The sequence below is a fragment of the Sinorhizobium arboris LMG 14919 genome (assembly GCF_000427465.1).
Taxonomy (GTDB): Bacteria; Pseudomonadota; Alphaproteobacteria; order Rhizobiales; family Rhizobiaceae; genus Sinorhizobium; species Sinorhizobium arboris.
The window spans coordinates 40,453-63,546 of sequence record NZ_KE386497.1; the positions used below are offsets into that span (position 1 = coordinate 40,453).

General features: G+C 57.1%; 24 protein-coding genes and 1 pseudogene. 24 read left to right on the forward strand and 1 reads right to left on the reverse strand.

Features of this window, described 5'->3' with window-relative positions:
• Positions 1–19 precede the first annotated feature (19 nt).
• The 24 genes and pseudogenes from virB2 to nodQ all read left to right on the forward strand — a co-directional run.
• Positions 20–385 (forward strand): pilin major subunit VirB2, encoded by a 366-nt coding sequence (gene virB2 / locus SINAR_RS0129030; protein WP_050577591.1) that lies wholly within the window; start codon positions 20–22, stop codon positions 383–385.
• Positions 382–708: a type IV secretion system protein VirB3 gene (locus SINAR_RS0129035; protein ID WP_028002346.1), complete on the forward strand. Its 327-nt coding sequence runs from the start codon at positions 382–384 to the stop codon at positions 706–708. Before virB2 ends, SINAR_RS0129035 begins: the two co-directional genes overlap by 4 nt.
• Complete coding sequence (virB4, locus tag SINAR_RS0129040; protein WP_028002347.1) at positions 708–3,077, forward strand: type IV secretion/conjugal transfer ATPase VirB4; 2,370 nt, start codon at positions 708–710, stop codon at positions 3,075–3,077. The genes SINAR_RS0129035 and virB4 overlap by 1 nt, the downstream gene beginning before the upstream one ends.
• Before the next feature lie 14 nt (positions 3,078–3,091).
• Complete coding sequence (locus SINAR_RS0129045) at positions 3,092–3,778, forward strand: TrbJ/VirB5 family protein (protein ID WP_028002348.1); 687 nt, start codon at positions 3,092–3,094, stop codon at positions 3,776–3,778.
• 80 nt (positions 3,779–3,858) lie between these two features.
• Positions 3,859–4,746, forward strand: coding sequence for a type IV secretion system protein (locus SINAR_RS0129050; RefSeq protein WP_028002349.1), 888 nt, complete (start codon positions 3,859–3,861; stop codon positions 4,744–4,746).
• 29 nt (positions 4,747–4,775) lie between these two features.
• Entirely contained in the window at positions 4,776–4,937 is a 162-nt protein-coding gene (locus tag SINAR_RS0129055; RefSeq protein WP_028002350.1) for a type IV secretion system lipoprotein VirB7, read from the forward strand.
• Positions 4,924–5,637, forward strand: a complete 714-nt coding sequence (locus SINAR_RS0129060) for a type IV secretion system protein VirB8 (RefSeq protein ID WP_028002351.1) — start codon at positions 4,924–4,926, stop codon at positions 5,635–5,637. Before SINAR_RS0129055 ends, SINAR_RS0129060 begins: the two co-directional genes overlap by 14 nt.
• Positions 5,634–6,512, forward strand: a complete 879-nt coding sequence (gene virB9, locus SINAR_RS0129065) for a P-type conjugative transfer protein VirB9 (RefSeq protein ID WP_028002352.1) — start codon at positions 5,634–5,636, stop codon at positions 6,510–6,512. The genes SINAR_RS0129060 and virB9 overlap by 4 nt, the downstream gene beginning before the upstream one ends.
• Positions 6,509–7,651, forward strand: coding sequence for a type IV secretion system protein VirB10 (gene virB10, locus SINAR_RS0129070; protein ID WP_028002353.1), 1,143 nt, complete (start codon positions 6,509–6,511; stop codon positions 7,649–7,651). The genes virB9 and virB10 overlap by 4 nt, the downstream gene beginning before the upstream one ends.
• A 16-nt stretch (positions 7,652–7,667) precedes the next feature.
• Positions 7,668–8,708 (forward strand): P-type DNA transfer ATPase VirB11, encoded by a 1,041-nt coding sequence (virB11, locus tag SINAR_RS0129075; RefSeq protein ID WP_028002354.1) that lies wholly within the window; start codon positions 7,668–7,670, stop codon positions 8,706–8,708.
• Positions 8,709–8,972: 264 nt separating this feature from the next.
• Positions 8,973–9,794 carry a response regulator gene (locus tag SINAR_RS01000000134000; RefSeq protein ID WP_084617805.1) on the forward strand — a complete coding sequence of 274 codons (822 nt, stop codon included), beginning with the start codon at positions 8,973–8,975 and terminating at the stop codon, positions 9,792–9,794.
• 496 nt (positions 9,795–10,290) lie between these two features.
• Positions 10,291–11,217 carry a LysR family transcriptional regulator gene (locus SINAR_RS0129085; protein ID WP_028002355.1) on the forward strand — a complete coding sequence of 309 codons (927 nt, stop codon included), beginning with the start codon at positions 10,291–10,293 and terminating at the stop codon, positions 11,215–11,217.
• 397 nt (positions 11,218–11,614) lie between these two features.
• Positions 11,615–12,067 carry a transposase gene (locus SINAR_RS0129090; protein WP_028002356.1) on the forward strand — a complete coding sequence of 151 codons (453 nt, stop codon included), beginning with the start codon at positions 11,615–11,617 and terminating at the stop codon, positions 12,065–12,067.
• A gap of 179 nt (positions 12,068–12,246) precedes the next feature.
• Complete coding sequence (locus SINAR_RS1000000135900) at positions 12,247–12,837, forward strand: hypothetical protein (RefSeq protein WP_033058209.1); 591 nt, start codon at positions 12,247–12,249, stop codon at positions 12,835–12,837.
• A gap of 196 nt (positions 12,838–13,033) precedes the next feature.
• On the forward strand, positions 13,034–13,339 hold the full coding sequence (locus tag SINAR_RS1000000138355; RefSeq protein WP_028002357.1) for a hypothetical protein: 306 nt from the start codon (positions 13,034–13,036) through the stop codon (positions 13,337–13,339).
• 532 nt (positions 13,340–13,871) lie between these two features.
• On the forward strand, positions 13,872–14,462 hold the full coding sequence (locus tag SINAR_RS0129110; protein ID WP_028002358.1) for a NodA family N-acyltransferase: 591 nt from the start codon (positions 13,872–13,874) through the stop codon (positions 14,460–14,462).
• The gene (gene nodB / locus SINAR_RS0129115; protein ID WP_028002359.1) at positions 14,459–15,118 is read left to right on the forward strand and encodes a chitooligosaccharide deacetylase NodB; all 660 of its coding nucleotides are present in this window, start codon (positions 14,459–14,461) and stop codon (positions 15,116–15,118) included. Before SINAR_RS0129110 ends, nodB begins: the two co-directional genes overlap by 4 nt.
• Before the next feature lie 15 nt (positions 15,119–15,133).
• Positions 15,134–16,489 carry a chitooligosaccharide synthase NodC gene (gene nodC / locus SINAR_RS0129120; protein WP_028002360.1) on the forward strand — a complete coding sequence of 452 codons (1,356 nt, stop codon included), beginning with the start codon at positions 15,134–15,136 and terminating at the stop codon, positions 16,487–16,489.
• On the forward strand, positions 16,410–17,120 hold the full coding sequence (gene nodS, locus SINAR_RS0129125) for a nodulation methyltransferase NodS (RefSeq protein WP_033058211.1): 711 nt from the start codon (positions 16,410–16,412) through the stop codon (positions 17,118–17,120). The genes nodC and nodS overlap by 80 nt, the downstream gene beginning before the upstream one ends.
• A 25-nt stretch (positions 17,121–17,145) precedes the next feature.
• Entirely contained in the window at positions 17,146–18,855 is a 1,710-nt protein-coding gene (gene nodU / locus SINAR_RS0129130) for a nodulation protein NodU (protein ID WP_028002362.1), read from the forward strand.
• Between the two features lie 4 nt (positions 18,856–18,859).
• Positions 18,860–19,774, forward strand: a complete 915-nt coding sequence (gene nodI / locus SINAR_RS0129135; protein WP_028002363.1) for a nodulation factor ABC transporter ATP-binding protein NodI — start codon at positions 18,860–18,862, stop codon at positions 19,772–19,774.
• Positions 19,775–19,777: 3 nt separating this feature from the next.
• Positions 19,778–20,566, forward strand: a complete 789-nt coding sequence (locus SINAR_RS0129140; protein WP_028002364.1) for an ABC transporter permease — start codon at positions 19,778–19,780, stop codon at positions 20,564–20,566.
• A 72-nt stretch (positions 20,567–20,638) separates the two neighbouring features.
• Positions 20,639–21,397 carry a sulfotransferase gene (locus tag SINAR_RS0129145; protein WP_028002365.1) on the forward strand — a complete coding sequence of 253 codons (759 nt, stop codon included), beginning with the start codon at positions 20,639–20,641 and terminating at the stop codon, positions 21,395–21,397.
• A 203-nt stretch (positions 21,398–21,600) separates the two neighbouring features.
• A pseudogene (gene nodQ / locus SINAR_RS0129155) lies at positions 21,601–22,233 on the forward strand (bifunctional sulfate adenylyltransferase/adenylyl-sulfate kinase NodQ); the annotation flags it as partial.
• A gap of 133 nt (positions 22,234–22,366) precedes the next feature.
• On the opposite strand, the gene SINAR_RS0129160 reads toward nodQ, so the two are convergent.
• Positions 22,367–23,041, reverse strand: coding sequence for a Crp/Fnr family transcriptional regulator (locus tag SINAR_RS0129160; RefSeq protein ID WP_028002368.1), 675 nt, complete (start codon positions 23,039–23,041; stop codon positions 22,367–22,369).
• Positions 23,042–23,094 lie beyond the last annotated feature (53 nt).

Genomic DNA, 23,094 nt, shown 5'->3' on the forward strand with positions numbered 1-23,094 from the left:
ACCACACAAAGGTGAAGTAATGACATTCCTCAAAAGGTGCCACGAGCATTTGAAGCGTTTTAGCCTTCTGGACACGGCGTTGCGCATGGCCGTTACCTATGCGCCCGCCGCTGGTGGGGCGGCCGGGTGGAGCTTTGTCTCCTCCGGGCCCGCTGCGGCCCAGGTGGGCTCAAGCGCCGACCCTGCCACAATGCTAAACAACATATGCACGTTTATCCTTGGTCCGTTCGGACAGTCACTGGCAGTTCTCGGCATCGTCGCCATCGGTCTATCCTGGATGTTCGGTCGTGCTTCACTCGGTCTAGTTGCCGGCGTTGTTGGGGGGATCGTCATCATGTTCGGAGCCAGCTTTCTCGGTAAAACGCTTATTGGGGCCGGCGGATGAATGCGCGTCTGGAAGAAAGCACCCTTTATGTGGCGGCCACCCGACCGGCATTGTTTCTGGGAGTGCCGCTGACCTTGGCCGGGTTGTTCATGATGTCAGCCGGGTTTCTGATCGTCATCTTCCAGAACCCCCTTTACGAACTTGTTCTCGTGCCACTCTGGTTCGGAGCGCGCGTTATCGTCGAGCGTGACTATAACGCCGTGAGCGTAGTGCTGCTTTTTCTGCAGAGTGCCGGCAGAAGCATTGACGGTCAGGTTTGGGGTGGGGCAAGTGTCAGCCCCAATCCAATAAAGGTGCCGCAGCGCGGAAGAGGAATGGTGTGATGCTCGGCACAAGCGGCACGACCGAGAGGTCTGGGGAAATTTATCTTCCCTATATCGGGCACCTTAGCGATCACGTGGTCCTTTTGGAAGACGGTTCGATCATGACTATGGCACATGTCAGAGGTTTGCCCTTTGAACTGGAAGATATTGAAATCCGCAATGCACGCTGCCGCGCGTTCAATACGCTCTTGCGCAACATCGCCGATGATAATGTGTCAATAAACGCTCATCTCGTGCGCCATAACCATGTGCCGTCGCCGCCAGCTCGGCAGTTCCGCAGCGTTTTTGCAAGTCGTCTGAGCGACGCTTTTGAGCAGCGTGTGCTCTCCGGCAAACTTTTTCGCAACGATCACTTCCTGACCTTGATTGTGTTTCCCCGCGCGCCCCTTGCGAAAATAAGCGGCCGGTTCACTAAGTTCCACAAAAGGAAAGAGAACGATCTTGCAAGCCAGATGCGCAATCTGGAAGATCTCTGGCACGTGCTTGCTGGCGGACTCGACGCGTATGGCCTGCGCCGGCTCGGTGTTCGCGAGAAAGATGACGTGCTTTTCTCGGAGATCGGCGAAGCCCTCCGCCTTATCATGACTTGCCGTTGGTCACCGGTTCCAGTCGTCAGCGGCTCACTTGGCGCTTCGATCTATACCGACCGAGTCATCTGCGGCAAGCGGGCGCTAGAGATTCGAACGCCGCAAGACAGTTACGTAGGCTCCATCTTTTCGTTCCGTGAATATCCGGCAAAGACGCGGCCGGGCATGCTCAACACGCTGTTGTCCACAGACTTCCCGCTTGTTTTAAGCCAAAGTTTCTCGTTCCTCACTCGTGCACAGGCTCATGCCAAGCTCAGCCTCAAGTCCAGTCAAATGATGAGTTCCGGTGACAAGGCCATCACCCAGATCGATGAACTCGCCCAGGCAGAGGACGCATTGGCAAGCAACGAATTCGTTATGGGTTCGCATCATTTAAGTCTTTGCGTCTATGCCGATAATCTTAACCACCTCGCCGATCGCGCTGCGCACGCCCGCACTCGGTTGACGGATGCAGGCGCAGTCATCGTCCAAGAAACTATCGGTATGGAGGCCGCTTACTGGTCGCAGCTTCCGGGGAACTTCAAGTGGCGCACGCGCCCCGGGGCGGTCACGTCGCGAAATTTTGCCGGCCTGGTTTCATTTGAGAATTTTCCTGGCGGCAATGTTGGAGGGCACTGGGGCAACGCAGTTGCGCGCTTTCGCACCAATGGTGGGACCCCTTTCGATTATGTCCCCCATGAGAACGACGTGGGCATGACCGCAATATTCGGCCCTATCGGTACGGGCAAAACGACGCTCATGACCTTTATCCTGGCCATGCTCGAGCAGAGCATGGCTCACCGCAATGGCGCGATCGTCTTTTTCGACAAGGACCGTGGTGGTGAGCTGTTGGTACGTGCAACGGGAGGAACATACCTGGCTTTACGCAGAGGAGTGCCGAGCGGCTTGGCGCCTCTGCGGGGCCTGCCCAATACATCGGCTTCGCGGGACTTTCTGCGCGAATGGATCGTGGCGCTGATCGAGAGCGACGGACGCGGCGGCATCACTCCAGAGGAGAATCGTCGCCTGGAGCGAGGTATTGTTCGGCAGCTTTCGTTTGAGCCGGGTATGCGCTCACTCGCAGGCCTTCGCGAATTCTTGTTGCACGGTCCATCCGAGGGCGCGGGTGCGCGACTACAGCGGTGGTGCAGAGGAAACGCGCTCGGTTGGGCTTTCGACGGCGAGGTCGATGAAGTAAGGCTGGATGCCTCGGTCACGGGCTTCGATATGACGCAACTCCTGGAGTATGAGGAGGTGTGTGCACCGGCCGCTGCATATCTTTTGCATCGAGTGGGCTCTGTCGTGGATGGCCGCCGATTTGTCATGAGCTGCGACGAGTTTCGTTTCTATCTGTTGAACCCGCAATTCTCCGCCGTTGTGGACAAATTCCTGCTCACCGTGCGCAAGAACAACGGCATGCTTATACTTGCAACACAGCAACCTGAGCACGTCTTGGAGTCGCGTCTAGGAGCCAGCCTCGTCGCGCAATGCATGACAAAAATCCTTTACCCATCACCTACGGCGGACCGATCTGCCTATATCGGCGGACTGAAATGTACCGAACGAGAATTTCAGGCGATCCGTGAGGATATGACAGTCGGGAGCCGCAAGTTTTTGCTTAAGCGCGAGAGCGGAAGCGTTGTCTGCGAATTCGATCTTCGGCAGATGCGCGAATATGTCGCCGTACTCTCGGGACGGGCGAATACCGTGCGCTTTGCCGATCAGCTGCGTCAGACATATGGCGAGGACCCTTCTGAGTGGCTCGACGAGTTCATAGCGCGTTACGACGAAGTACAAGACTGACGGAGGCAATGTTCATGAAAATAGCACAACTCACGGCAACGGCGCTTGCGGTTTGCGTCCTTCTGCAGGGCCCCGCCCGAGCGCAGTTTGTCGTCAGCGATCCTGCAACGGAATTCCAGTCGGGTCTAACTGCGGCAAACACTGCGCAAAACCTTGTTCACACAATCGCATTGCTCGAACAGACAGTACAAATGGTGCAGATGTTCACGACGTCCTTTGCGGTCACCGGGGTTTTAAGCTCACTCAACCAGCCGAACCGCTATCCGTCTACGGATCACCTTGAAAAGCAGATGTTTGCTGCTCGGGCGCCGGCATCGGCGACAGCGCGCGCGATCGCATCGGATGCCGAAAATGATGTGAAGTGGGGTAACGACGCGGAAGGGTCTCTCTTACGCGAGCAGATTGTAGGTTCTTCCAATGCAGCCGGGGCCGCAGCCAACAATCTGGATGCCATGGATCATCGCTTGAAGGAAAACGCCAGCACGCTGAATCAGCTTTCGCGTTCGCGGAACATTATGCAGGCGACCGTCACGAACGGTCTAATTCTCAAACAGATCCACGACGCGATTATTCAGAACACTCAGGCTACCAGCCTATTGACGATGACCACTGCACAGGCACGCCTTCAAGCAGCAGAGGAGGCAACGACACAGCGGCGTGAGCGCCAGGAAACTGCGACAATGTTCGGCCCGGCGCCGTAATTTTGTAGTTGGCTTTATCGCTCGGGTGGACGGGCATCCCGTCCCCCCGAAGGTGGAGAGAAGCATGTCAGGTTGGAGCGATGACTTTCAGAATTGCCGCGCCGTTTACGGCTATTCACATGATCTTCGATACGGCCTTTAACATCAAGCTGAACATGATACTGGAGAAGATCCAGAGCGCGGTCAGCGCGCCGCTGGTGGCGTGCGTCACACTTTGGATAATAGTTCAAGGCATTTTGGTCATGCGCGGTGAAATCGACACGCGTCGTGGCATTACGAAGGTCATCACGGTGTCCCTTGTTGTCGCCCTCGTGGTGGGGCAGGCGAACTACCATGATTACGTCGTGTCAGTCTTTGAGGACACGATTCCAAACTTCGTGGACCGGGTCAGTGGCAGTCACATTCCATTCGTTGAGATCCCAGTAAAGCTCGACATCATATTCGCTCAAAGCCAATTCCACTTTCAAAGGATAGCATCCGAAATCGGCCCAATGAACGGCCAAGATATTCTCGCCTTTGAAGGCGCGCAGTGGGTTTTTTACGGCGCGCTTTGGACTGCATTCGCAATCTACGATTCCGCTGGAATTCTCACGAAGGTGCTGGTGGCAATTGGACCGCTGATCCTTGTAGGCTACCTCTTTGATCGCACTCGAGACATGGCTGCGAAATGGGTAGGTCAACTCCTCTCCTACGGGATACTTTTGCTCCTGCTGAACATCGTGGCAACCATCGTTATCGCGATCGAAGCGGCCTCGCTTGCGATAATGCTGCGCGTGATCTCTTTATCGGGCACGACCGCAGCTAAGATCATCGGCCTTTACGAACTCGACATGTTCTTTCTCGCCGGCGACGCTCTGATCGTCGCGCTCCCGGTGATCGCCGGCAACATTGGAGGCGGGTTTTTGGGCGGAACACACCAGATTGGCAGCAGCCTTAATCGCCACCTCGCTCAATTGACGCGGGCCTAGCATTCAACTCACTCAACTTGGAAGATGGAATGAAGTATTGCCTGTTGCTTCTTACCCTTACTCTAGCCGCGTGCCAGACGACCGACAAGCTTGCGACCTGCAAGGGTCCAGTTTTCCCGCTGAACGTTGGACGGTGGCAACCGACTCCATCGGACCTTCAGGTCGCGGGAGAGCTTAATGAAGGGCCCTGAACACGCTCTGCTGGTGGAGAGAGAAGCATTGGCTGCCCACTATAAGGAAGTGGAAGCCTTTCAAACTGCACGTGCGAAGTCGGCACGGCGTCTCTCGAAGGCGCTGGTCGTCACCGCGGCGGTCGCTGTTCTTGGAAATGTCGCACAGGCTTTTACTATCGCCACCCTGGTTCCGCTAAATAAGCTTGTGCCTGTTTATCTTTGGGTACGCCCCGATGGTACAGTTGACAGTGAAGTGTCCGTCTCACGCCTGCCGGCGACGCAAGAGGAGGCAGTTGTGAATGCCTCACTCTGGCAATATGTGCGCCTGCGCGAGAGCTATACAGCGGACACGGCTCAGTATGCCTATGACCTCGTATCAAGTTTCAGCGCTCCGGCCGTGCGACAGGAATATCAAGAGTTCTTCAACTACCCCAATCCAGAATCGCCGCAAGTCGTAATTGGCAAGCGCGGCAGGCTGGAGGTCGAGCACATCGCCTCGAATGATATCACGCCGGGCGTGCAACAAATTCGCTACAAGCGTACGCTCGTCCTGGAGGGGCAGATGCCGGTGGTGAGTACTTGGACGGCAACAGTTCGCTACGAAAAAGTGACAAGCCTGCCCGGCCGATCGAGGCTGACCAATCCGGGGGGCTTACTTGTTACCTCCTATGAAACCTCGGAGGATTCCGTTTCGAACCTGGGGGGCAATCAACCATGAGGAAAGAAGCGTTTTTCACGCTGGCTTGTTTGCTTTTCATCACGGTGGGCGCGCGTGCGGAAGACACTCCTACGGCAGGCAAACTGGATCCCCGCATGCGCTATCTAGCCTACAACCCGGACGAGGTGGTGCGCCTGTCAACCGCTGTCGGGGCAACTATGGTTGTCACATTTGGGGCGAACGAGACCGTCACAGCCGTCGCCGTTTCCAACAGCAACGACCTCGCAGCCCTTCCGCGCGGCAACTATCTCTTCTTCAAGGCAAGTCGTGTCCTCCCCTCGCAGCCGGTCATCGTGCTGACAGCGAGCGACGCGGGTATGCGGCGCTATGTTTTCAGCATCTCTGCCAAGACCATGTCCGGGCTCGACAAAGAGCAGCCTGAACTCTACTACAGCGTACAATTCGCCTACCCTGTCGATGAAGCTGCGGCTCGGCGGAAGCAAGCGGAGCAGACGTCTGCCGCCTATCGCCTCCGAGCGGAAGCACTGTATCAACGCAGGGCTCAGGACTTATTAGATAAGCCGGCGAGCGACAGTCCGAGCGCCAACAATTGGCGTTATGTCGCCCAGGGGGATCGCTCGCTGATGCCCCTGGAAGTTTTTGACAACGGCATCACCACTGTATTCCGCTTTCCTGGCAATGTGCGCATACCGTCGATTTACACGATCAATCCAGACGGCAAGGAAGCCACAGCCAACTATTCGGTCAAAGGCGATTATGTCGAGATTCCCTCGGTCGCTCGTGGTTGGCGACTGAGAGATGGAGACACAGTGTTATGCATCTGGAATAGCGCGTACGATCCCATTGGCCGAGACCCGGGCACCGGCACGGTCAGGCCCGATGTTTGGCGCGTTCTAAAGGAGCCAAGGCGATGAACGACGCCAATCCGCAATCTGTGCACGATGTGGATGCGTCCGGATCCGTGGTTTATGACTCACCTCGCCGGCGACTTTCGGGATTGCAGAAGCTGATGGTCGCAGGTTTGATTCTGGCGTTATCCTTATGTCTCATCTGGCTGGGTGGACGCTCAAAGGCAGAAAACGACACTTCCCTGCCTCAAACAACGGTTCTCACCCACACCGAGCCCTTTCGACCGTCGCCGATCGATATTGCTCCCGATCCCCCAGCAACCCAGCAGCCTGCGCAGCCGCCAGCTCCTGCGGCAGAGATGAGCCAGCCTGAACGCGATGCCGAACAGCCTGAGAAAACGCCGATTTTTGCCTATAGCAGCGGTGATCAAGGCAACAGCAAGCCGGCCCAACGAGTGGACATTGGCCACGAACACGAAGACAAGGAGCAAGACTCCTCCTCACTTACGGGCGAAGCTCCTGTCGAGAATGATCTTTCAACGCGGATGAAGCCGACTGTGCTGCAGCCTAGCCGGGCAACACTCTTACCGCACCCTGACTTCATGATTACGCAAGGAACGACTATTCCCTGCATTCTGCAAACAGCGATCGATACCAACTTGGCCGGTTACGTGAAATGCGTACTACCCCAGGACGTCCGCGGAGCAACTGGCAACGTTGTCCTCCTGGATCGCGGCACAACCGTCGTTGGCGAAATCCAGCGTGGCCTACAGCAAGGGGATTCACGCGTGTTCGTGATCTGGAATCGCGCCGTTACACCCAATCATGCCGTAGTGTCGCTCGCGTCACCAGGCGCTGACGAACTCGGTCGCTCGGGCCTGCCTGGCACGGTCGACAATCACTTCTGGCAACGCGTTGGCGGGGCAATGCTCTTGAGCGCCGTCCAGGGTGCTTTCCAGGCGGCCAGTAGTTACGCTGGCAGCTCAGGTGCCGGCACCAGCATTAACGGTTTGCAGGGGAATGGAGAACAGACCGCCAACACGATGCTAAGAGCGTCGATCAACATTCCACCCACTCTGAAAAAAAATCAGGGGGATGCGGTATCCATTTTTGTCGCGCGGGACATCGACTTCTCGGATGTATACGAGCTTCGGACAGCCACTGGGGCGTCGAGAGCGCGAAATCGGCAACCCTCGTCCAGATAGTAAATCGGAGGCCTGAATGCAGACGGAGGCAGCTCCACAATTGCGTTTTCTCCTTGAACCAGTTTTGGGATGGCTTGAGGAGCCAAGGACCGAAGAAGTCGCGATTAATAGACCTGGAGAGGCTTTCGTTCGTCAGGCCGGCGGCTTCGCAAAATATCCGTTACCGCTCACCTACGATGATCTTGAAGACATCGCGATCTTGGCAGGAGCGTTAAGAAAGCAGGATGTCGGACCGCGAAGTCCTCTGTGCGCCACCGAACTGCCAAATGGAGAGCGGCTTCAAATCTGTTTACCGCCCGCTGTGCCATCGGGCACCGTCAGCCTGACAATTCGGCGCCCCGGGTCCCGTGTTCCGGAGCTCAAGGAAGTCGCGTCCCGGTATGATGCTTCGCGATGGAATCAATGGCGCTCGCGCAAGCAGCGCCAAGCTGAACAGGACGAACGGATTCTTGAGCACTACGACCGAGGTGATCTGGAGGGATTCCTGCATGCATGCGTGACTGCTCGGCTGACGATGCTGCTCTGCGGGCACACGGGTAGCGGCAAGACGACCATGAGCAAGACTTTGATCGGCGCCATCCCGCCGCAGGAGAGACTCATCACAATCGAAGACACGCTCGAGCTCGTAATTCCGCATGAGAACCATGTAAGGCTACTCTATTCGAAGGATGGAACAGGTTTAGGCGCGGTCACGGCAGAACAGCTGCTGCAGGCCAGCCTGCGCATGCGACCGGATCGAATTCTGCTCGGCGAGCTGCGCGACGATGCCGCTTGGGCTTATCTCAGCGAAGTCGTTTCTGGCCATCCAGGATCAATCTCCACCATACATGGGGCCGATCCTGTTCAGGCGTTCAAAAAGCTCTTTTCGCTCGTCAAGAGCAGCTCGCAGGGGGCTGCTCTTGAAGACCGCACGCTGATTGATATGCTTTCCGCCGCCATCGATGTCATTGTTCCGTTCCGTACCTACGGTGAGATCTATGAGGTCGGCGAGATTTGGCTTGCGGCCGACGCCCGCCGACGCGGAGAGACCGTGGCTGACCTTCTCAACCAGCATTAGGTTCATCATTGTTGGAGCTGCCGCTCAGCGGCTACGCGACCAGCCCCTCAAGTCCTCCAGTCGGTATTTGTACGAACCATATTCTCGTCGTAGGGGACCCAAACTGTTGGACCTGTCGCCACGCGGCAGCGCCGTCATCTCGTGCCCGCATGCTGACATTCGCCTAGCGGATTGGCAGTGGGGTAACTGTTGCGTGTACAGGTCCTGATAAAGCTGCGTGACAGTGGGTCTCGGCAGCCTGATCCGAGATTGAGAGGTGAGACGTTGAAACATGTTCTTGTCATCGATGACGATGTCGCCATGCGGCACCTCATTACCGAGTATCTCACAATGCACGCCTATAAGGTAACCGCAGTGACGGATAGTTGGCAGTTCAATCGCGTGCTCACATGCGATGCGGTCGATCTTGCTGTTGTTGATCTTAATCTAGGTCGTGAGGATGGGCTCGACATCGTCCGCAATTTGGCAACTAAATCCGATGTTCCCATAATTACCATCAGCGGCGATCGTGTCGAGGAGGCTGAGAAAGTTGTTGCACTGGAGCTTGGAGCAACTGATTTCGTAGCTAAGCCTTTTGGAATGCGAGAATTCTTAGCGCGCATCCGAGTAGCGTTGCGCGAGCGCCCGATCAGTCGCAGGACAAAGGATCGACGCTCGTTTCATTTCGCCGGTTGGACGCTCAATCTCAAGCAACGCCGGATGATCTCCGAACACAGCGGCGAGGTCAAGCTGACGTCTGGTGAGTTCAATCTCCTAATCGCCTTCCTGGAAAAACCACGCGACGTTTTATCCAGAGAACAGCTTCTGTTTGCGAGCCGGGTGCGTGGAGAAGAGGTATATGACCGAAGCGTTGATGTCTTTATCTTGCGGTTGCGCCGAAAACTGGAGGCTGATCCGGCTAACCCTCTTCTGATTAAAACATGCCGGGGTGCGGGTTATTTCTTCGACGCTGACGTGGAAATCAGCTACGGGGGCAACTGGACCCCCTGCTCCCTGGCCGCTGACGTTGCAAGCTCCGCGGCCATGACCCGGCAACCGGAGAAGCGAACCGGCCGGAGCATCCACTCGTTCCCAGACAGGTCGTAAGCCAGCCTTAAGTTCGCAATGCTCGCTTCACCATCCACCGCGACCGCCAGAGTGCAAGGCGCTCCTGGCGACGGCGCCGGAGATTCGCATCTAATGAGTGCGTGGCGCCGCGCAGCATTATGAGCTCTGCTCATCGGTCCATGAGAAAATACCATTTTCGATTCACCGGCCTCCATGTTAGTGGCGCCGCGATTTAAATATCGGACCGGTAGACCGGCCGGCGGTGAACTCAGCGAGCCATTTGCCGCTCAAACCAAGTCTAGGCGCGTGCCTGCTTCTGAACGACGGAGCGCTGAAAAGAGATAATTATGGACGCACAGGTTGAATTATCAGCAGCGCTTGGCCCCCGCGCCTGTCGCACTGGACGGGGATCGATTTCCTGTTGTCGAAGCTAGAGCAAACCCCGGCAGTCCGGATGATGAGACGGGCGCGCCCCGACGCGTATGAGTTCGGCCAGGGCCCATTACTCCCAATTGCGCCATCTATGGACTAGAAAATGCGTTTTAAGGGCCTGGATCTCAATCTCCTCGTAGCGCTCGACGCTCTGATGACCGAACGCAAGCTCACGGCCGCGGCGCGCCGGATCAACCTCAGTCAGCCGGCTATGAGCGCGGCCATCGGCCGCCTACGTACCTATTTCGGCGACGAGCTGTTTATAATGCAGGGCCGCGAGCTTATCCCAACACCACGTGCCGAAGCCCTTGCTCCGGCAATCCGCGACACCCTGCTGCACATCCAGGTTTCCATCATTTCCTGGGACGTGTTCAACCCGGCGACGTCGCAGCGCCGCTTCAGGATCATCCTGTCCGATTTCATGCTGCTTGTGTTCTTTGAGAAGGTTGTCGAGCGTGTGGCGCGGGACGCTCCCGGCGTCGGCTTCGAGCTGCTGGCTCTCGATGATGATCCCAATGACCTGCTGCGACGCGGTGAACTCGATTTTCTGATCATGCCGGAACTGTATATGTCGAACGAGCATCCCAAAGCGGATCTGTTCGAGGAGAGATTCGTATGCGTCGGCTGCCCTACGAACCAGCATCTAACCCGGCCGCTTTCCTTCGAAAAGTATATGTCGATGGGGCATGTTTCAGGCACGTTCGGGTGGACGCTGAAGCCCTCTCTCGAGGAATGGCTATTGCTTGAGCATCGTCTCAAGAGACGCGTCGAGGTCTCCGCGCCCGGCTTTAGCTTGCTACCGTCGTTGCTGACAGGCACGGAGCGTATAGCGACGATACCCTTGCGGCTCGCCCGTCATTTTGCAAAGACAATGCCGCTAATGATCGTCGAGCTTCCGCTACCACTTCCAGCATTCACTGAGGCGGTCCAGTGGCCCGGCCTCCACAACAGGGATCAGGCAAGCATGTGGATGCGGGAGATCATGCTACAGGAGGCTGCCCGGATCGAATCTCCATCCGAGACTTGCTAGCGCAGAAAATAGATCACCCGCCGCTTCTGGCGAACACTTCGATCTGCGGCACTGGTCGCCTCCTCAACGCAGGATTGGATTTGGCTCCCCTGCCGAGCGGACACTTCGGCCGAGCAGTTGCCGTGAGTGGTCGCTAAACGCCGCACGCAAGTTGCGGCGGTGCGCCTTGAGGTCCAGGGTGCCGCTTGGGTCGACCGGCGACTTGAATCGGACTCCGGCGCGGTGCGTGAGGATGGTGGATTTGAAGCGGCGTTTGGGCCTTGTCGCGCCATCCCTCCCTCGACGAGCTCATATTGGCAGCAAAAGATCAACCATACGTGAAGTCGGAGTTTCACACTCGCGTTGACTCTTTAGCTCTTTCAGTCCAAATCATAGGTGGTTAAGGGAGGAATCTACAGTGGCTGACGAGAGTAACACAGGACTAGTTGCCGCGTCTGAAGCGGCCGCCGAAACGAAAGCACCGACTGCTAAAAAACAGAGGTCGCCACGGCGTCAAAAAGCTACCGAACAGGTTAAGGATTCAAAGGCAACGGCTACGGCTGCTAAGGCTAAGAAGTACAGCGAGCAAGAAAGGTCCGATAAGCTCAAGCTCATCGAGACGGAAGTCGCCCAACGCGATAGCACGCTGAAGGACGCAATCAAGCGCGCCGGGATATCCGAGCAAACCTACTATCAGTGGAAACGAGCTGCAAAGCCTGTTGAGCAAAAGGCCGCGACGCCGGTGCCGGCTGGCGATGAGTTGGCAGACCTCGTTCAACTCGAAAAGGAAAACCAGAGGCTTCGCAACCTTCTGGCGGAGAAACTGCGTACGGAAAACGCCGAACTGCGCAAGAGACTTGGGCTGGATTAATCAAGATCGGAACTCCGCACAGGGCGTAATAGGCGCTCTGCCGGCTTGTGGAAAGTCACGCCACTGTCGGATTGCTGCTGTGAGCATCACCTTGCGTGGCGATCACTTGAAAAGAGCAGGAAGGGGCTGTATTTGTCCGCCCGACAGGAATCCGCCATCGGCACTGTGCGGTTGAGACTATGAAAGCACCACCACGCAAATTCATCGTAGAGTTCAAGTCGCCGCGGCGGCAGCAAAAGGGGCGCACGAACTCAATGTGGGGGGAAACCGACTTCAAGGCCTTGACCCGGGAAGTGGAAGAGATTGCGCCGCATCTGTTTAATTCAACAGAAGCAACCGCAACGCCTAAAGCAGATCACCACCCGCCAGTCGAGCCGAATGGAGGTATTGCCGTCGAAAACCTGGGAAGCGCAGAGGTTGGACGAGCGGCGACAAATTCGGCCGAAACTGTGGAGGTCGAAGTGTCGGAGCTGCAAGAGCGCCGTCGTCTGGCAGCCGACGCTGTTGTGCGATCGGAAGACGCCCCGCCAGTATCGCAGCCTCGAAGAAGCTCCAAAGGCGGCGTTTCACGAAAGCGCCCTGAACGTATTTCAGTGGACGTGCGTGAGGATGAGACAGGCCAAGCCAAGGCCGCAGAAGGCCCAATTTCCTTCGACGAACTGGCTGCCCTTGACTTAGAAAATCAGCGGCTCAAGGGGCTGCTCGCTCGACGGATTCATGCAGAGAACTTGCAGCTCAAGAAGATGCTTGAGCGGTTTAAAGTCACCTGAGGCGCGTCTGAAATGCCGCCAGCAGCGTTACGGGAGTTCAATTGCGCTCGCGCTGATCGCGGTCCAACATGGCCTCAATCCGGAGGTCTATCTGACAGACGTCCCAACCCGGATCCAACATCATTCCCACGAATCGCCTTGAATAACTGCTGCCGTGGCAGTGGACGCCGGCAAAAGACCTGCACGAGGCTGTCTGATGGCCCGCTCGAAGATTATCTACACGCTTAGACAGGTCGCTGACATGATCGGCGAGAACCTCGAACTGATCGAGGAAGTCACCAGCAACTCGGACAATATCGCCGAGGGCGAAATGGTCCACGTCCGTGACGGAAGCGAATACGGTACAAGAGGCTTGACTGGCGATGGCGTAGAGGGCCTCCAGGAGCTTCTCGCGGACATACGGACGTGGGACGGCGGGATCCGCCAGTTTCTCATTGACGAGCAATGCGATCCCGAAATGATCGAGCGCATTATGGCCGACGAGGTAAAGCGCAACCGCTAGCTAAACACCTACGCCTTGATCAAAAAATGCGCTCGCCGGACGCCCACACTGAAACGCGCGCCTTCATCCTAAAGAACTAAAGAACACGATGGCGGGTGCTCTAAGCTGCCGGTCTCTTCTTCGTCCACTGAAGGAAATCATCTCTATTCTGAGTGTCGTGCTTGCTCCTTCGCGTAGGCAGGGCGCTAATGTGCTGCAGGCCGAAGCGAGGATGCGGAAAAGCAATCCTAAGGTCCGGATCATCGGTCACATTAAACTTCCAGCATGATCTGAATCGAGGGCTCCGTTGTCGGCGTCTCGAAGACGGCCATGATTGATGCCAGCAACTTTCAGGCGTGCTCGCCCTCGACCGCGGCCAACTATCGGCTGCGTACTTCCAGAGCGTGGATGGGTTCCATCCACAAAAACGATTTTACGAATTTGTGGAGGCGCTGCATTAGTAAAGTGTGACTATTGACCAACGTCAAGTGGACCGACGGTGACCGCATTGAGGCACGCGTCGCAAGAAACAGAAAGAAATAGGAGGTCTTGCGTGCGCTCTCAGGTGCAATGGACGCTGCGCTGGGAAAGTGAATTGCAACTCGACGACCATGTCGAACTCGCAAGCTTCTTTCGCAACACTTATGGTCCGACTGGTGCTTTTAACGCAAAGCCATTCGAAGGCAGTAGGAGTTGGGCCGGAGCCAGACCTGAGCTTAGAGCAATCGGCCACGACTCAAACGGTATAGCGGCGCACATGGGCTTGCTTCGTCGGTTCATTAAGGTTGGTGAGGTCGATCTTCTGGTGGCTGAGTTGGGTCTATATGGAGTACGACCGGACCTTGAGGGCCTTGGAATCAGCCACTCACTTCGCGTCATGTATCCAGTATTGCAGCAACTTGGTGTCCCATTCGGTTTCGGTGCGGTTCGGCACGCGTTGCAAAGACACGTGGAAAGATTCGGCCGACACTTCCCGGCGGCCGTTCTGTCGGGGATTCGCGTGCGGTCTACGCTCCCAGACGCGCGTCTCGACCTGCCCCCCACGCGCATGGAAGACGTACTCGTGGTTGTTTTGCCGGTCGGATCGGCCATGTCTGATTGGCCGACCGCCACGCTTATTGATCGGAACGGGCCAGAGCTGTGACGCACTTTGACTATTTATCAAGAGTGCGCAGCACGTGCAGCGGCAGCACGGGTGGTCGCAACGTCTATCTGACCTTTGACGATGGTCCTAATCCACTTTTCACACCGGAAATCCTGGACGTGCTGGAAAAACACGGTGTGCCGGCGACCTTTTTCGTTATCGGCGCCTACGCGGCAGAACAGCCGCAACTGATCCGGCGAATGATTGCAGAAGGGCACGAAGTCGCTAACCACACGATGACTCATCCGGATCTGTCCAGATGCGGACCGAGCGATGTGCACCATGAAATACTTGAGGCGAATAAGGCCATCAGGACGGCCTGCCCCCAGGCATCCGTCCGGCACGTGCGCGCGCCCTATGGCATCTGGACCGAAGAGGTGCTTGCTACCTCAGCGGGCGCTGGACTGGCGCCCCTCCACTGGTCGGTAGATCCGCGGGACTGGTCTCGGCCCGGTGCCGACGCGATTGTCGATGCAGTGCTTGCCTCTGTCCAGCCGGGCGCAGTCGTGCTTTTGCACGATGGATGCCCCCCCGACGAGATCAGGCCGGGTGCTGAAGAGGGTCTGCGCGATCAAACCGTCATTGCGCTGGCCCGCCTTATTCCAGCGTTACGCGAGCGCGGATTTGGAATCTGCGCGCTTCCTCAACATCCCTGAACAAAGTGACATCCCATGGACCTGCTTAATACAATTGGCATTGGCGCTGTCTCCTGTTATGCGCTGCTCTCGACCGCTTATAAAAGCATGCAGACATTGTATGCTCGGCCGACAGACCTCTCATCGGCCTCGGAGGACTTCGTGTTCCACGCCCCTCTGCCGAGCGTGGATGTCATTGTCCCCTGCTACAACGAGGACCCGGGCACGTTCTCCGAGTGTCTGGCTTCCATTGCAAATCAGGATTACGCCGGAAAACTGCGTGTCTACGTGGTTGATGATGGTTCTGCTAATCGCGAGAAATTGGCACCTGTACACGACGCCTATGCGCGGGATCCGAGATTCAACTTCATTCTGCTTCGCGAGAATGTCGGAAAACGCAAGGCGCAGATCGCTGCGATACGCCGGTCATCTGGAGATTTGGTGCTCAACGTCGACTCGGATTCGACACTAGCGTCCGACGTCGTCACGAAGCTCGCGCTCAAGATGCAAAATCCAGAGATCGGCGCGGCCATGGGTCAATTGACCGCCAGCAATCGAAACGACACTTGGTTGACCCGGTTGATTGATATGGAGTACTGGCTCGCTTGCAATGAGGAGCGTGCGGCACAGGCTCGCTTCGGTGCCGTCATGTGCTGCTGCGGTCCATGTGCCATGTACCGCCGGTCTGCTCTCCTTTTGCTACTTGACCAGTACGAGTCGCAGTTTTTTTGGGGCAAGCCAAGCGACTTCGGTGAGGATCGCCACCTCACCATTCTGATGCTGAAAGCAGGTTTTCGAACCGAGTACGTTCCGGATGCGATAGCGGCAACCGTTGTCCCGGACAGGATGGGCCCGTATCTGCGCCAACAACTTCGCTGGGCACGGAGCACTTTCCGCGACACCTTCCTGGCGCTGCGATTACTGCCGGGGCTTGATCGCTACATCACGCTGGACGTGGTCGGACAAAATCTCGGACCGTTACTTCTCGCGTTCGCGGTCTTGGCAGGGGTCGCGCAAGTCGCGCTGACAGCTACAGTGCCTTTGTGGACAATCATGATGATTGCCGCCATGACCATGATCCGCTGCAGCGTGGCTGCCTTCCGTGCTCGCCAGCTTCGTTTTCTGGCGTTTTCTTTGCACACCCCCATCAACCTGTTTTTCTTACTCCCATTGAAGGCCTACGCTCTGTGCACTTTGACCAATAGCGATTGGCTGTCGCGCAGCGCCCCTCAAAACGTGACAGGCGCAGGTGGAGAAGGGGTTTTCGTTCCATGCCCGACGTGCGGATCCAGCGCTACAGGGGCGTCGGGAAATGCAACGACGCTTCGAAGGCTCAGTCTTGCGAGGGACTCTGCAACCGTGGCACCCGCCGGTGTCTGCAGCGACGACTGATCGTGCACGTTGTCTCGGAGGGCGAATTTTGACGCAGGTCGACAACTATCAGTTATTGCACCATGAGCTGGCGGCGGAGGATCCCTGGCGGCTCGACGGCAACAAGTTCGAGCAGGAGCGGCATGCGCACATGCTTCGGCTGTTGCTTTCCCAAGGTCCCATCACGAACGCACTCGAAGTCGGGTGCGCGGCCGGCGCATTCACGGAGAAACTTGCGCCTCATTGCAAGCAGCTCACAGTGATTGATGTTGTGCCGCAAGCCCTTGCTCGAACGCGGCAACGGCTGAAGGAGCCGTCGCACATCAGTTGGATAGTCGCTGACGTTCAACAGTTCTCGACTAGGAAGCTCTTCGATCTGATCGTCGTGGCCGAGGTTCTCTACTACCTTGAGGATATAGCCGCGATGCGCGGTGCCGTTTGTAACCTGGTGAACATGCTTGCGCCGGGTGGGCAGCTGGTTTTTGGATCGGCGCGCGACGCAAATTGCCGACGTTGGGGCCATGTTGCTGGTGCTGAGACCGTCATGGCGATCCTGAGCGAAACGCTGATTGAGGCGGAGCGGCTTGATTGCCGGGGTGAGTCGGCCAACGAAGACTGCTTGCTCGCCCGTTTTCAGAAACCCGGTTTCTAATAGATCCAACTTACATGGAGACACTATGCGCGTCTGTGGCATCAAGCTGACCCATGACGGGGCTATCGCTCTTGTTGAGAATGGAAAGCTCGTCTTCTGCATTGAGCAGGAGAAGCGGGATAACAATACGCGATATCAAACAATCGATAATCTCGATGCAGTTGTCGCCGTTTTGGCGGACCACGGTCTGAATGTGCGGGATATTGATCAGTTTGTCATCGATGGCTGGGACGGTGAGGTCGAGTCCCAGTTCCAGGTCCTCAGTGGGGTGACGCCTCTTACCCTCAGAGGGGCGCCTTACGTTGAACGCCATGCCGAGGGACTTCTCGACTGGCTCGACGGCTCCGACCTGACACTTGATGGGCGGGTTTTTAGCTATAGAAGCTATCCGCATGTGACGGGCCATGTGGCCTCTGCATACTGCACCAGCCCCTTTGCAAAGTCCGGACAACCTGCGTTTTGCTTAGTGTGGGACGGCTGTATATTTCCGCGCCTCTATTATGTGGAAGGCAAGACAGTCCGCTTCTTCAAAGCTCTGTTCCCGATGATAGGCCAGACCTACGCTGCCGCGGGCCATTACTTCGGGCCCTATAAGCAGGCGAGCCGAGGGGGGTGGGACCTGGGCGTGGCTGGCAAGCTGATGGCCTATATCGCGCTCGGCTCGGTTGATGAACGCATCGTCGCGGTGTTTCAGAAGCTCTACGAGGAGCACTTTGCCGGCGATACGGACCTTGCCCGTACCTATCGCGCCAACATCAACAACGCTGATGCCTCGCTTCAGGCCGTGCATGAATTTTTCGCAGCCAGCGCGCTCCTGTTGACGGCCGCGTCACCGGAAGATGTGCTCGCATCCTTTCATCTTTTCATCGAGCGCCTCGTTGTTAATGAGATGGCGATTGCCTTGCAGCACCATTCGTTTCCAGGGCCGCGCAACTTGTGCATAGCCGGCGGCTGCGGGCTCAATATCAAATGGAACAGTGCACTGCGTGAGGCGGGCCTGTTCGATGCAGTCTGGGTGCCGCCCTTTCCGAATGACAGCGGCTCTGCAATTGGTGCAGCTTGCGCCGAAATAGTGGCACAGCAAGGTTTCGTCCCGCTGGAATGGTCAGTCTACAGTGGCCCGAGCCTGCAAGCGGGCAATGTGCCGGCCGGATGGGACGCTACGCCGTGCAGCATCCCGGAACTTGCGGCCATCCTCGCCAGCAACAAACCCGTGGTTTTCCTGTCCGGGCGCGCCGAACTTGGACCGCGGGCATTGGGGGGAAGAAGCATTCTGGCAGCCGCCACCTCGCCGGAAATGAAAGACTATCTCAACGACATCAAATTTCGCGAACACTTCCGGCCAGTGGCGCCGATATGCCTCGAAGACCGAGCGCCGGATATATTCAGCCCCGGAACGCCGGATCCATACATGTTATTCGATCACCAGACGAGGCCGGAGTGGCGGGAGAAAGTTCCTGCTGTTGTGCACCTTGACGGATCTGCGCGGCTGCAAACGATTTCCAGGAGTTCTCACCACAAGGTTGCCGAGGTACTCGTCGAATACGAAAAGCTCACGGGCATCCCGCTGCTTTGCAACACGAGTGCTAATTACCACGGGCGTGGCTTCTTCCCAAGTGCAGCTGCAGCCTGCGAGTGGGGACGCGTTGAACACATATGGTGCGACGGCATGCTGTTCAGGCAAACGCATTCAACCGAGCAATCGCTGGTCGACACGACCTTCACGGCAAGCTGAACGTATGTCCAATATAGCAATCGATCTTACCGGCGTAAGCAAGAGTTATGACGACAAGGTCGTTGTTGACGGGCTGTCGTTCACTGTTGCGGCGGGGGAGTGTTTCGGCCTGCTGGGACCGAACGGTGCAGGCAAAAGCACGATTACGCGTATGCTTCTCGGCATGGCACCACCTGACGCCGGTAAGATCACCGTACTCGGCATGCCCGTACCAGCACGCGCTCGGTTAGCGCGCGGGCGCATCGGGGTGGTCCCGCAGTTCGACAATTTGGAGCACACATTCACGGTGCGCGAGAACCTGTTGGTGTTCGGGCGCTACTTCGGCATGAGCCGAAGCGAGATCGAAGTTGCTATCCCGCCGCTGCTTGAGTTCGCCCGACTTGAGAGCAAGGCGGATGCGCGCGTCAATACACTGTCGGGCGGGATGAAGCGGCGCCTGACGCTTGCGCGTGCGCTGATCAACGACCCGCAGCTGCTTGTATTGGACGAGCCGACCACCGGCCTCGATCCGCATGCGCGCCATCTGATCTGGGAGCGATTGCGCCTACTGCTCGCGCGCGGCAAGACAATAATTTTGACGACCCACTTTATGGAAGAGGCTGAACGGCTATGTGACCGCCTGTGCGTGCTCGATGGAGGGCGCATCATTGCCGAGGGCCGCCCACACGCGCTGATCGAGGAGCAGATCGGATGCCCCGTGCTTGAGATCTACGGCGGCAATCCGCGAGAGCTGCGCGCGCTCATTAATCCTTACGCGGAGCGTATCGAAGTGAGCGGCGAGACTGTCTTTTGCTATGCGAGCGATCCCGAACAGGTGCGCGTGCAACTGCGCGGGCGCGCGGATCTGCGCGTTTTGCAGCGTCCTCCGAATCTGGAGGATGTGTTCTTGCGGCTGACCGGGCGCGACATGGAGAATTGAGCAATGGTTGAAGGCTGGGCGGCGGCCATGCCCGCCAACGCGTGGAATTGGATCGCCGTATGGCGACGCAACTATCTCGCATGGAAAAAAATTGCGATTGCGGCAATACTCGGAAATCTCGCCGATCCTTTGATCTATCTGTTCGCCCTCGGCTTTGGCCTTGGAATAATGGTAGGTCCAGTCGACGGCGCTTCCTATATCGCTTTTCTAGCGGCCGGCATGGTTGCCGCAAGCGCGATGACCTCGGCGACTTTCGAAACCATTTATGCGGCATTCGGTCGAATGCATTCTCAACGGAGCTGGGAAGCAATTCTGTGCACGCAACTCACGCTCGGCGACATCATTCTCGGGGAACTGGCGTGGGCCGCCACGAAGGCTTTTCTAGCAGGCACGGCTATCATGATTGTTGCCAGCATCTTGGGCTATACAGCATGGCCATCCGCTCTCTATGCGCTGCCAGTCGTCGTTCTCACTGGCTTCGCCTTCGCGAGCCTGGCGATGGTCGTTATGGCCCTTGCGCCCAGTTACGACTATTTCATCTTTTACCAGACACTCGTCCTCACACCCATGTTGTTCCTGGGCGGCGCGGTCTTTCCAGTCTCGCACCTGCCTAGCGCTTTTCAACAGGTGGGGCGCTTCCTGCCGCTTGCGCATGCAGTGGATCTTCTTCGCCCGGCATTGCTTGGCCGACCGGGCGAGAGTGTCGGCCTGCATATCGGTGCACTGTGCATCTATACAGTATTGCCGTTCTTCCTGTCGGCGGCACTGTTACGTCGACGCCTCATGCCTTGAGGCCACTTACCACCATTTGAGGAGATACGTGATGCAGTATCTGTTCGATCCAGTAGAGAGCAGGCCCTTCTTATGACCTATCCCGCAGCGCCACCGGAGCCATTTGTAATACTTGGGATGCCAAGGACCGGCACGCATTACCTGGAAGCATTGTTAAACAAGCATCCGAGCGTCTTGAGCAACGGTGAGTTGCTCAATCAATACGATCCGAATTGGCCCGACAAGGATCGCCTTTTGCGCAGCGATCGCGAACTGCTCGAGCTTGCCTATCTGCGCCGTCCTGCACGCGAGGAGAAGGTGACGCACGTTGGCTGCAAAATCAACGAACCTCAATTCGAGGAGCGTCCAGGCTTTTTGCCCGAGCTTGCCCGTTGGCCGGGTCTCAAGGTCATCCTCTTGACTCGCAAAAACACATTGGAATCGCTGCGCTCGTTGATACAGGCGAGACGGTCTGGGCACTGGCTGAAGTTCAGCTCCGACAAAGATGTGGCTCCGCCACCACGCGTGAAACTGTCGATCGGTGAATGCGAGACTTACTTTAAGACTACCGAAGATTTCCACGCTCGGGTCAAGCGCTCCTTTGCGTCGAGCAACACGCTCACGATCGAGTACGAGGGTCTTCTTGGCGATCCGGCCGGATGCCTGGCAAGGATTTGTGATTTCCTAGGCGTTGCTCCGCTTCGACTTTCAGGTGACGTCGTACTCGAGCGACAGGAACAACGGCCACTGAATGAAACAGTCGAGAATTTCCATGAGTTGCGGGCTCATTTTGCCGGGGGGCCCTACGCGAGATTCTTTGAGGTCGCCGAGGTTCTCGAACAACAGCGGTAACTGATTATCTCATTGATCTTCGACGGCGGAATGCAGGATTCGTGCAACAGCACGAACGTCCTGCACGCCCGCTATGGTCTGTTTCACTGGAAAAGATCCCATTCGCTCGTCGCCTTGCAAGGCGTTTCGTTCTTTTCCTCCGACGGCAGCACAACGGTGTGGAGATGGAGCAAGATAGCGACGAACTCGTCCTGATGGACCCGACAGTCGGCGCCGACATGAACGCTTCCCAGCGACGCCGTCCCAAAAACGTCCGTTGGCATGGTTTTGACGTGAATAAAGCGGCCCGTAGTGCGATCAAGCATCAACGCCCCGCCATTCTTTGGTTCACCGGTTTATCCGGATCAGGCAAGTCAACGATCGCCAATGCGCTCGAGAGATCGCTGCATGCACGTGGCAAGCACACTTATGTGCTAGACGGCGACAATGTGCGTCACGGCCTCAATCGCGATCTTGGTTTTTCCGATGCAGATCGGGTTGAGAATATCCGCCGCGTCGCCGAGATGGCAAAGCTGATGGCCGATGCAGGATTGATCGTAATCGTATCCTTCATTTCGCCCTTCCGGGAAGAGAGGCGTATGGCGCGCGAGATGATGGACCAGGGTGAGTTCATTGAAATATTCGTGGACACGCCACTGGAGGAATGCGCGCGGCGCGATCCAAAGGGCCTTTATGAGAAGGCGCTCGCCGGAAAGATCGCCAATTTCACCGGCATCACATCTCCGTACGAGATGCCCCAAAGTCCTGAACTGCATCTCAAAACGGTTGGCTACCAGCCGGCCCAGCTGGCGCTGATAGTGGAGGAGTTTCTCGAGAGGCGAATAGCGGAGAAATGATGACGATTGCAGGAGACGAAATTCAGGGTAGAGCCGAAGACATGCCTACCCTCCCATACGTCGGTCAGCATTGATGCAGGTCGACCGAGCTCTTAAACTCCAACAGCGCCCACAGCCAGAGTCAACCGCCACGTCAGAATCGTTCGAGCGCGTGCCGATCGTGGATCTCGATCAATCGACCTCTTACCGTCACTCCCGACTGGCGTAGCGTCGAAAAGGCGCGCGAGAGGGCTTCCGGAGCGAGGCCGAGCTTGCCCGCGAGGATATTCTTCTGAAACGGCAGGCGGAAACTAGTCGAGTCCTTGGGACAATGACTGAGAATGAAGTTCGCGACGCGTTGCGTCGCGGTGAGCAAGCGATCTTCTGCGAGTAAATCCTCCGTCATCTTTCCGCGGTAGCAAAGGTGCTCGATCAATGCTTGCGCAACCTCGTGATCCGTCGCGGCGAGGTGTTGAAGCTTGCCGCCGTTCAGGCGCGCGATGACCGATCTTTTGGCAGCAACCGCGCTCGCCGTCGCCCGTTGCCTTAGAAGCATTGCAGTCTCTGCGAGCATCTCACCTTCCGAGAATAACGCTACATCCGCTTCGCGTCCGTCCTTTCCCATGCGACAAAGCCGAACCAGCCCGGAAAGCACGAAGAAGACATCGTCGATATCCTCGTCCTGCCGGAACAGGACGTCACGCTCTTCGCATGCAGATGCCGACGCACTGTTGAGAACGTCCTCGAAAGTAGACTGTGGCAGCCGCGCGAAGAAGCGGGAACGCATGAGGGTGGCCCTATCCGTCGACGTCAATTGCAGCGTGTTCATGTGCACAAGCCTCGACAAAAGTCACATCAGTCTAGCCGTTCGGAGGACAACGC

Bases quoted from the DNA above. Each gene is read 5' to 3' on its own strand.
- virB2 (WP_050577591.1), top strand. From the start codon at position 20: ATGACATTCCTCAAAAGGTGCCACGAGCATTTGAAGCGTTTTAGCCTT.
- SINAR_RS0129035 (WP_028002346.1), top strand. From the start codon at position 382: ATGAATGCGCGTCTGGAAGAAAGCACCCTTTATGTGGCGGCCACCCGA.
- virB4 (WP_028002347.1), top strand. From the start codon at position 708: ATGCTCGGCACAAGCGGCACGACCGAGAGGTCTGGGGAAATTTATCTT.
- SINAR_RS0129045 (WP_028002348.1), top strand. From the start codon at position 3,092: ATGAAAATAGCACAACTCACGGCAACGGCGCTTGCGGTTTGCGTCCTT.
- SINAR_RS0129050 (WP_028002349.1), top strand. From the start codon at position 3,859: ATGACTTTCAGAATTGCCGCGCCGTTTACGGCTATTCACATGATCTTC.
- SINAR_RS0129055 (WP_028002350.1), top strand. From the start codon at position 4,776: ATGAAGTATTGCCTGTTGCTTCTTACCCTTACTCTAGCCGCGTGCCAG.
- SINAR_RS0129060 (WP_028002351.1), top strand. From the start codon at position 4,924: ATGAAGGGCCCTGAACACGCTCTGCTGGTGGAGAGAGAAGCATTGGCT.
- virB9 (WP_028002352.1), top strand. From the start codon at position 5,634: ATGAGGAAAGAAGCGTTTTTCACGCTGGCTTGTTTGCTTTTCATCACG.
- virB10 (WP_028002353.1), top strand. From the start codon at position 6,509: ATGAACGACGCCAATCCGCAATCTGTGCACGATGTGGATGCGTCCGGA.
- virB11 (WP_028002354.1), top strand. From the start codon at position 7,668: ATGCAGACGGAGGCAGCTCCACAATTGCGTTTTCTCCTTGAACCAGTT.
- SINAR_RS0129085 (WP_028002355.1), top strand. From the start codon at position 10,291: ATGCGTTTTAAGGGCCTGGATCTCAATCTCCTCGTAGCGCTCGACGCT.
- SINAR_RS1000000135900 (WP_033058209.1), top strand. From the start codon at position 12,247: ATGAAAGCACCACCACGCAAATTCATCGTAGAGTTCAAGTCGCCGCGG.
- SINAR_RS1000000138355 (WP_028002357.1), top strand. From the start codon at position 13,034: ATGGCCCGCTCGAAGATTATCTACACGCTTAGACAGGTCGCTGACATG.
- nodC (WP_028002360.1), top strand. From the start codon at position 15,134: ATGGACCTGCTTAATACAATTGGCATTGGCGCTGTCTCCTGTTATGCG.
- nodS (WP_033058211.1), top strand. From the start codon at position 16,410: ATGCAACGACGCTTCGAAGGCTCAGTCTTGCGAGGGACTCTGCAACCG.
- nodU (WP_028002362.1), top strand. From the start codon at position 17,146: ATGCGCGTCTGTGGCATCAAGCTGACCCATGACGGGGCTATCGCTCTT.
- nodI (WP_028002363.1), top strand. From the start codon at position 18,860: ATGTCCAATATAGCAATCGATCTTACCGGCGTAAGCAAGAGTTATGAC.
- SINAR_RS0129140 (WP_028002364.1), top strand. From the start codon at position 19,778: ATGGTTGAAGGCTGGGCGGCGGCCATGCCCGCCAACGCGTGGAATTGG.
- SINAR_RS0129145 (WP_028002365.1), top strand. From the start codon at position 20,639: ATGACCTATCCCGCAGCGCCACCGGAGCCATTTGTAATACTTGGGATG.
- SINAR_RS0129160 (WP_028002368.1), bottom strand. From the start codon at position 23,041: ATGAACACGCTGCAATTGACGTCGACGGATAGGGCCACCCTCATGCGT.